Origin of the sequence: Dapis brunnea BLCC-M229 (assembly GCF_050015995.1) — a bacterium.
Lineage (GTDB): Bacteria > Cyanobacteriota > Cyanobacteriia > Cyanobacteriales > Microcoleaceae > Trichodesmium.
In genome coordinates, this window is the sequence record NZ_JBNHEP010000011.1 from 47,262 (window position 1) to 56,118 (window position 8,857).

5 protein-coding genes are annotated in these 8,857 nt (G+C 37.4%); 1 reads left to right on the forward strand and 4 read right to left on the reverse strand.

The features are described 5' to 3' along the window. Positions 1 to 121 precede the first annotated feature (121 nt). The gene (locus ACP6PM_RS01370; protein WP_426581145.1) at positions 122 to 289 is read right to left on the reverse strand and encodes a hypothetical protein; all 168 of its coding nucleotides are present in this window, start codon (positions 287 to 289) and stop codon (positions 122 to 124) included. A 177-nt stretch (positions 290 to 466) separates the two neighbouring features. Here ACP6PM_RS01370 and ACP6PM_RS01375 point away from each other — a divergent pair, with 177 nt between their 5' ends. Next, complete coding sequence (locus ACP6PM_RS01375; protein ID WP_426581147.1) at positions 467 to 766, forward strand: hypothetical protein; 300 nt, start codon at positions 467 to 469, stop codon at positions 764 to 766. 26 nt (positions 767 to 792) lie between these two features. Here ACP6PM_RS01375 and ACP6PM_RS01380 read toward each other — a convergent pair whose 3' ends face one another. The 3 genes from ACP6PM_RS01380 to ACP6PM_RS01390 all read right to left on the reverse strand — a co-directional run bounded on the left by ACP6PM_RS01380 (position 793) and on the right by ACP6PM_RS01390 (position 8,547). Further along, the gene (locus tag ACP6PM_RS01380; RefSeq protein ID WP_426581149.1) at positions 793 to 4,350 is read right to left on the reverse strand and encodes a WD40 domain-containing protein; all 3,558 of its coding nucleotides are present in this window, start codon (positions 4,348 to 4,350) and stop codon (positions 793 to 795) included. A 527-nt stretch (positions 4,351 to 4,877) separates the two neighbouring features. Further along, positions 4,878 to 6,473 (reverse strand): glycosyltransferase family 39 protein, encoded by a 1,596-nt coding sequence (locus tag ACP6PM_RS01385; protein WP_426581151.1) that lies wholly within the window; start codon positions 6,471 to 6,473, stop codon positions 4,878 to 4,880. A 538-nt stretch (positions 6,474 to 7,011) separates the two neighbouring features. Beyond that, on the reverse strand, positions 7,012 to 8,547 hold the full coding sequence (locus ACP6PM_RS01390; protein ID WP_426581153.1) for a DUF6798 domain-containing protein: 1,536 nt from the start codon (positions 8,545 to 8,547) through the stop codon (positions 7,012 to 7,014). Between the last annotated feature and the right edge of the window lie 310 nt (positions 8,548 to 8,857).

The window sequence follows — 8,857 nt, forward strand, 5'->3', positions numbered from 1 at the left end:
CGAGTATTTGAAGTACCTTTTTCATGTCTTGCGTTCTATTTTTTGAGTTAGTAAACAACAAGTGTCAGCCATTACACCTTCTAAAAATCTAGACAATCCTAGACACGCTCTTCATCGGTGACTAAGAGCGATTTTCCGGCTCACCCGTCCATAAGTCTACTGGCAAAGAAGGGTTAATGTTCCGCTCAAACACATTGAGTTTAGGATTCCCTCTGGGGTTTTCGTCCTTATGAAAAGTCGAGTGCCATCGCACTCCATAATTGTTGCTAAAATCCTCTGGTCTTAGCATACATAAATAATAATAACACAGATTAATGGCGTAAAAACATAGACATTGTGTACATATTTGTCTAGGATAGTCTATATTTTGGCCCTTTAGTAAACATCAGTAATGGCTTGCAAACAAAAACGCTTTAGCTTGCAAACAAGCTAGTTTTCAGCTCACATTAACTGATAAGTATACAACTTGTCAAACTGTGAAGTCCGCAGCGAACGTAACGGAGTGGAGAGAAGCAATCTCAATGGTTTCACACTAGATTCTAGAGATTGCCACGTTACGCTACCCTTCACTCGCAATGACAACTTTAGTCTGGTTGCTCTGTCAAGTCATTGGGAACGTAACAGAGTAGAGAGAAGTAATCTCAATGGTTTCACAGTAGATTCTAGAGATTGCCACATTACGCTACGCTTCACTCGCAATGACAACTTTTCAACTGTCAAGTCCGCAGCGAGCGGAACGGAGTGGAGAGAAGCAATCTCATTTTAGGGGCTAGAGCAAAACTACACACAACCTTACTCTCCAATACCATCACATAAATGCTTATCGCTTTCACTGACATTAGGGTTATTTTCGAGGTAGTCGCGCACCCAGTTACAACCCCATTCGTGGAGGCGATCGAACTTCCAGATATTCCATAGTTTTACTGTTTTGTCAGAACTAGCAGTGGCAATAGTCTCTCCATCCGGACTAAATGCTACACCAAAGACTGAATTTTCATGCCCCTGCAAAATCTGCAACAACTGCCCCTCTTGATTCCACAACTTTACTGTCTTGTCACCACTTACAGAAGCAATAGTCTCTCCATCAGGGCTAAATACTACACCAAAGACTGAATTTTCATGCCCTACGAGAGTCTGCAATAATTTCCCCTCTTGGTTCCACAATTTCACTGTTTTGTCAGCACTTGCAGTGGCAATAGTCTCTCCATCCGGACTAAATACTACACTATAGACCGAATTGTTATGCCCTCTTAGAGTCTGCAATAATTTCCCCTGTTGGTTCCACAATTTCGCTGTTTTGTCAGCACTTGCAGTGGCAATAGTCTCTCCATCCGGACTAAATACTACACTATAGACCGAATTGTTATGCCCTCTTAGAGTCTGCAATAATTTCCCCTGTTGGTTCCACAATTTCACTGTTTTGTCAGAACTAGCAGTGGCAATAGTCTCTCCATCCGGACTAAATGCTAAACCCCAGACAGAATTATTATGCCCTCTTAGAGTCTGCAATAATTTCCCCTGACGGTTCCACAATTTCACTGTTTTGTCAGAACTAGCAGTTGCAATAGTCTCTCTATCAGGACTAAATCCTACACCAAAGACTGCATCCTCATGGTCGGTGAGAGTCTGCAATAATTTCCCCTGACGGTTCCACAACTTCACTGTTTTGTCAGCACTTGCAGTGGCAATAGTCTTCCCATCAGGGCTGAATGTTACACCCCAGACCCAATTCTCATGGCTGGTGAGAATCTGCAATAATTTCCCCTGACGGTTCCACAACTTCACTGTTTTGTCAGAACTGGCAGTTGCTATGGTCTCTCCATCCGGACTAAATCCTACACCATAGACTGTATCCTCATGGCCGGTGAGAGTCTGCAATAATTTCCCCTCTTGGTTCCATAACTTCACCGTTTTGTCACGACTTGCAGTTGCTATGGTCTCTCCATCAGGACTAAATCCTACACCATAGACCCTATCCTCATGCCCTACCAAAGTCTGCAACAACTCCCCCTGTTGGTTCCACAATTTCACTGTCTTGTCAGAACTAGCAGTGGCAAGAGTCTCTCCATCAGGACTAAATGCTACATCCAAGACCCAATTCTCATGCCCTACCAAAGTTTGCAACAACTCCCCCTCTTGGTTCCACAATTTCACCGTTTGGTCATCACTTGCAGAAGCAATCATCTGACCATCAGGACTAAATGCTACACCATAGACCCAATACTCATGCCCGGTTAGAGTCTGCAAGAACTGCCCCTGTTGGTTCCACAATTTCACTGTATTGTCCCAACTTGCAGTGGCAAGAGTCTCTCCATTCGGACTAAATGCTACATCAAAGACCCGATCCTCATGCCCCTCCAGAGTCTGCAATAATTTCCCCTGACGGTTCCACAATTTTACTGTATTGTCACGACTTGCAGTGGCAAGAGTCTCTCCATCCGGACTAAATGCTACATCAAAGACCCGATCCTCATGCCCCTGAAGACGGTTGAGTTCTCGGTACTTTCCATCATCTATATATATGGCTTGACTCAGAGCATCTATTATCTGCATTTTACTATCTGCTTGAGGTTGGAATATTTGGCTAGGAGGTGGTAGTTGTCTAGCCGCTCTCAATGCTTCCAACAACCCCTCAAAATATTTACCAGAATTAGACAATAATTTAGAAGTAATACTTTTACCCACTGCTTCTGCTTCTGCCAACTTCAGGTCTGCTATCTGCTTCGCCTCCTCTAATATCTGATTCGCCTTTAACTGAGCATCTAATTTTATTTGCGCTTCCAACTTTTCCAGCTCGATCGCCTGTTTCTCCACCTCCTGAGCAGCAGCTAAAAATTGATAGTCTTGATTACTCAGACTTTTATCAACCGACCACGCTAAAGCATCTGCCAATGCTTGACCCCGCAACAGTCGCGACTCATCCTTACATCCTGACTCCTCCCAAGCAGTAAACGCCTCAGAGTAGGGGCGCAACTTTCCCAACTCTTTTTCCACCCACTGCAAATTAAACACTTCTTGATAGATACGGTTAGCAACTTGTAACCGCCCTTCCTGTTTTACTACTAAACCCGTGAGGCGTAACTCCATTTGGTCGGGAGTGTCGTCTGTGAGAATCCCCCCCAACCCCCCCTTTGAAAGGGGGGGCTTTTGTTTCTCTGGTCTCCCCCTTTCCAAGGGGATTTCTTCTGGTTTCCCCTTTTCCAAGGGGGACGGAAGGGGGAGCGAACTAGATTGAGGTTGTGCATCTGATACCTCTTCTGGTTCGGGAGTGTCGTCTGTGAGAATCCCCCCCAACCCCCCCTTTGAAAGGGGGGGCTTTTGTTTCTCTGGTCTCCCCCTTTCCAAGGGGGACGGAAGGGGGATTTCTTCTGGTCTCCCCCTTTCCAAGGGGGACGGAAGGGGGATTAAAATCTGCTGATACAGACCTAATAACCGACTCGCCCGTTTTTCATTCACCAAGAGGCGATCGCGAATTGTTTTTAAATGTTCTGGGTCATCATGTACTTGCCAATTTTCTATTATTCTCTGTCTGACTAAATCGGCGACCCATTCGGCTTCCTGGCCATCTGGTACAATTTCTGGACTATTGCTAATTAATTTACAAACTTTCTGGGTCAAAAATGGTTGACCTCCGGTCCAATCTAAAACTGCCTCCATCAACTTATTAGTATTGGTAGTTTGATCAACTAAACCTTTTGCTAGTGGCTCTACTTCAGCTAACCGAAAACCTGTTAATTTTATCGGTCTCCCAATATTAAAAGGAGTACGTTTTTTCTCTTTAATTAAGTCTGCGGGAGTTGCGACTCCAATCATCACGAAAGTCAACCTTTGATAATCTGAATTATCTGCCCGTTTGTTATAACAATCTCGAACAACTGCAAAAAAATCATCAATATTAAAAGGTAGGCTAAGGGTACTATCTATTTCATCAATAAAAATCACAATATTTTGAGAAATAGAAGGTAATAAAATTTCACCAATAAACTTACTAAAACGTTTGACATGAGAAAGTTGACTATTAGCCTCCCACAGTTCCTCAATATCAAAATCATCATCCAAATTCAAGCCAGTCAAAATAGTATCAATAATACTGGCATACCATTCCGAGGGAGTAATATCATGGGTGCCAATTTCTGTCATATCAATAGTGACACAGGCAATATTTTCTTGTTGTAAACGTTGGATAGTTTTGACCCGCAAACTAGATTTACCCATTTGGCGGGAGTTTAAAACATAACAAAAATCTCCATTTTTTAAACCTTGATATAAATCGTTATCAGCTTGTCTGTTGACATAAGTTGTGGCATGAATTGGGAGACTACCACCGATATAATATTCATAGTTATTCATAGTTATTTATCATTAATTAATTTAGTAGGTTGGGTTGAGGTACGAAACCAAACTATTAGATTATAAGCAGGTCAAGAAAAAAATTATCTATTAGAAAAGATAGTATTACTTGATTTTGTTGGGTTTCGCTGTCGCTCTACCCAACCTACTTTCTAGAGAGACAGAAAGTCTGGTTCTAAATTTATTAGAATTAAGGTGGTATTATATTCATAAAGTAATGAAGACCTCTCCCCCAACCCCTCTCCTGCGAGGAGAGGGGGAAGGTTTTACCCACAATTTTAGTCTGGACGCGCTACTACTTCTTTAAAGTATCAAAAATTATATAGCAATCCTAATTCCCTATTCCCTGACTATTGAAATTCCTATAGTATTTAGATAGGAGTAGGTAGGGACGTTGCATGGAACGTCCGTACAGAGTAGGGGGAAATAATTGATGATTTATGTAGAATAGTTGATTTTATTTTTTCTTATTGGAGAGGTCTATTAGACATCTCCACAAAAGAGGGAATAGGGAGAAGTAATTGATTTTATTTTTTAGTTAAAATCCAAAGTTCCCCAGGATTATGAACTAACTCCAGTTGAGAATTTTCTTGTGTTTCTAATCCTGAAATTAAACTCCATTCAGGACGAAATACAAATATATCAGTAAAACCTTCTGGAACTTTTGGAATTTCTGGTTGTTCGATGAATAAAACTTTCACATCTGGTCTCAACATATATCCTAGAGTAGCTAATCTTGCAGAATGATTACTAATAATAAGTGGTTGGTCTGTTTGATTAATTATTCTAGCTACTTGAGCATCATAATAACTACTATATTTATTCCACCAAGTTTCAGCTTGAGAAGAAATTCCACAAGATATGATGCCTAAAGAAATCACAGCTACAGTTACTATTTGCCAAAATTTATGTTGGATTTGATTTGTAAAGTTAGTCAGTTTTGTTCCTAATAAATAAGCCACAGATAATTGAATTCCTAAATAAGCTGGTATTGAATAACGAGGAATAGTAGAACGTTGCCCGCCAGATATTAAGTCGGGAATTATTAAACTTATGGGGGTGACAGCCATTAAGGTTAAGATAAAAATATTTACCTGTTGAGGTGCGTTTTTTAGGAGGAAATAAATAGAGTAGACAATTAATACTAAAACCAATCCCAAAATGTACGGCCAGATAGTATTTAGTTGTAATAAAGCATTATTATCAAAAACAAGTTTCTTAACATCGAATAATCTCTCAGGCGAACCAATTTGAATATCAATAAATGTAAAACCTAGATTGATAAACCATCTTTTCAGCAAATCTAAGAATGGCAGATTTTTGGAAACCCAATTAATGCCGTCAAAATGGGTGATTATCAAGATTAGCCAAGGTAAAAATCCTAAAAATCCGTAGAAAGATGCTAGTAAATAAGCTTTTAGTTTCTGGGTTAGTTTAAATTTTTCAGTGAGGATTACATATAATCCATGACCAAAGGCTACTAATACAGAAAAGAGATGAGTATATAAAGCAAAGATGAGACTTGCTATATAAATTTGCCAGGTACGTTTAGTGTTAATTCGCATTGCTCGGAGTAAGGCAATACTTGATAGTAAAACGACGACGGAAAAAAGAGTATAAGCTCGTGCTTCCTGAGCATATAATACTAAAATTGGAGAAACTGCTGTGAGAGAAATTGCTATCCATCCGACTAATGATTTACCAAATAATTCTCTACATAACCAATAAATACAGGGGAAAATTAGTAAACTCGTTATGGCTGAGAAATTTCTAATTACGGTTACAGAGTTACCGAATAATTTTACCCACCATCTCAAAAGTACAAAATAAATTGGTAAGTGTTCGGGATTATCTCTTGCTAGGGAACCGATAAGATTGATTGTATTTTTATCAGGATTAATATCTTGATATTGCTGTAATTTTTCTACAGTAATACTTCCTGCATTTAAGAGTAAGTCGTCAAATTCGCCCCTCGTGTAACTGACAATTCTTAAGGATGTAATTGTTTCATCGTACCAGTAAACTTTACGGTCAATATTGATGAATCTGAAACATATACCTAAGACTAAGATGATGGCAATAAATATTTTTAACCAAGTAAAATAAAGTTTTTTCTGGAACATTTTTAAATTGATTTTAAAAAGGAAAGCATGGCACGGCAAGACACAGATTTTGCCACGGATACACGAATTTATCTGAATAACTTGAGAAACACTATAACATTCTTCTTGAAATTAACTTCAAAAAGGAAGGCACGGCATGACAAGGATTTTTGGCACGGATAATGGATAATTTAATTAATAGATAGTAATCAGGAATTAGATGTGAGAATTTAGGTATTCCTTAAAAGTATAGAATAGACCTCTTGCAAAAGTTTTAATTAAATCAATTCAATATCTAAAATAAACAATTTAATCTCCCTCCATACCTATTCCCCTATTCCCTGACTTCTACAAGAAGTCTAATATAGCATTTATCATATTCATATATATTCATTTTTTCTTCTTCTCTGTTCCCTATTCCCTATTCCCTAAAAGTATCCAATATCTCAAAACTCAAATCATATTGCTAGATAATGAATAATGTTAATTAATGACAACTTATACCAGAAGTTAAAAGCTTATTCAAGCACGAAAAAGCCATTGTATTATTCTTTCATCATCAATTATCAATTACTCTATACATCTGATATAAATTATCGATATAAGTTTTTTCTACTCCTAGACAGTTAACAGAATCATTATTTTCAATAATGACATGAGTTATCTGATATTTATCGATTAAATTCTGTAAAGCCTGACATTGAGCTATACCAGAATTATCATAAAATTGTTGTGCCATTAATAATCTGTCGTGCCATTCAATAACTTCTATATCTTTGTAGGGATGAGACTTAAGATTAATTAAAATCGGCGCACCTGTAACAATTCTAAAATCAACAAATTTCCCCGAAGCTATGGGAACTAAATAAGTATCACCTGCTTGTTTATTTTCTTTGACATATTCCATAATAATTGGTGTATCTTCCTGATTAATAGTTAGTTTCTCTAATTGCTTTCCTACTCCTGAAAGAATGAACAGATATATTGCTATAACAGAGAAAATTTCTATCGATTTTTTGTATTGCCTAATCCAAAGATGATACCTGTCAAAAACAACAGCCAAAATAAAAGCCAATATCATACAAGTAGAAATAGGAGCTAAAAAAGCAGAAACCCGCCACGGGGTAAGAAATGCCAAAGTATTGCTGCTAGAAAAAACTTGAATTATTGTCAGAATAGTTGCTGTGGCAAAAGGAAAAAATAAGATAAAAAATAGTTTAGTTTTGCGGAGAAGATAGAGAGCGATCGCTACTACTAAAATCTGAATTGGAGCAGCAGGTTCGGTTAACCAAATATCGGGGAAGGAATGATGAGGAATTCTATTAACAAGTAAACTTTCAGATATTTGAAAAAGTTCGGGAGATGTGGGTTTAAAAGTAATAGTCATATAGCTGACTACTGGTAAAACTAAGATGAATGAAAAGGTACCTATTAATAATGATTTTTGGAGATTCTTTTCATTTTTATAGGTGAGAATCATATAAGCTAAAGTCGCTAAAGCTGCACTAGGGAGATATGTGGGATGAAAAGTTGCAGCTATTCCTAAAGCCAAGACTGCTAAAAAAGACTTTTTTCTCAGAAAAGCATGGATAGAAAAGATAATTAATACTCCAAATGTACAAGGTTGAAAATATCCACCGAGAATATATTGCTCTGCTAAACCATAGTGAAGATGTACATGAGTTTTAAAGTCAAAAATTCTGATTTGTAGACAGTGGATAGTCAGGATAAGGAGAAAATAAATTAGCAGCTTCAATCGGGAAGTATTAATTTTAAAAATCACTGAAGCAATGCCAAGGAGACTATAAACATAAATCCCAAAAATCAGAATGTAATAAAAGTAGAAAAAATTTTGATGGAAGTAGGCATAAGTGATTTTAACCAAAAAAGTAAAAGCAGGTAGAGGGTCTAATGTATTAGCTAACCAATCTTTATTTAAATAACCATTACTAGCTTTTGCTAATCCTTGTAAAAATTTAGTATGTTGATTTGAGGTATATAGGGGATCTTGAGTATAGGAAATTCCAAAAATTAAGCCTAGGATAAAAATTTGTAAGACGGAAATAATAAATTTTTTTTTGAGTATTTGCTTCATTTTTTAAAGTAAGGAATAAGGTAAAGGTAAGAGGGAAAAATTTTCCAGGAGGAAACTGATATAGTATTTCCTCTAATTGGTTTATCTAAAAAACTCAACTAGAGAGAAAATTCAGAGGGAAAAAATTTATAGGAGGAAGCTAATTAAACATCTCCTAAGGTAAAAGTTTCTCTTACCTCCTTTGGTTTATCTTACAAAACTCAGGTAAAGGTAAAAACTCACAGACAAAAAATTTCTAGGAGGAAGCTAATATAGAATTTCCTCTAAATTGAAATCTTCCCCTCTCTCAAAAACAAAAGTTTCTCTTACC

What these genes read in the sequence shown, in the direction of transcription:
- ACP6PM_RS01370 (WP_426581145.1), bottom strand. Translation starts at nt 289, where the DNA reads ATGCTAAGACCAGAGGATTTTAGCAACAATTATGGAGTGCGATGGCAC.
- ACP6PM_RS01380 (WP_426581149.1), bottom strand. Translation starts at nt 4,350, where the DNA reads ATGAATAACTATGAATATTATATCGGTGGTAGTCTCCCAATTCATGCC.
- ACP6PM_RS01385 (WP_426581151.1), bottom strand. Translation starts at nt 6,473, where the DNA reads ATGTTCCAGAAAAAACTTTATTTTACTTGGTTAAAAATATTTATTGCC.
- ACP6PM_RS01390 (WP_426581153.1), bottom strand. Translation starts at nt 8,547, where the DNA reads ATGAAGCAAATACTCAAAAAAAAATTTATTATTTCCGTCTTACAAATT.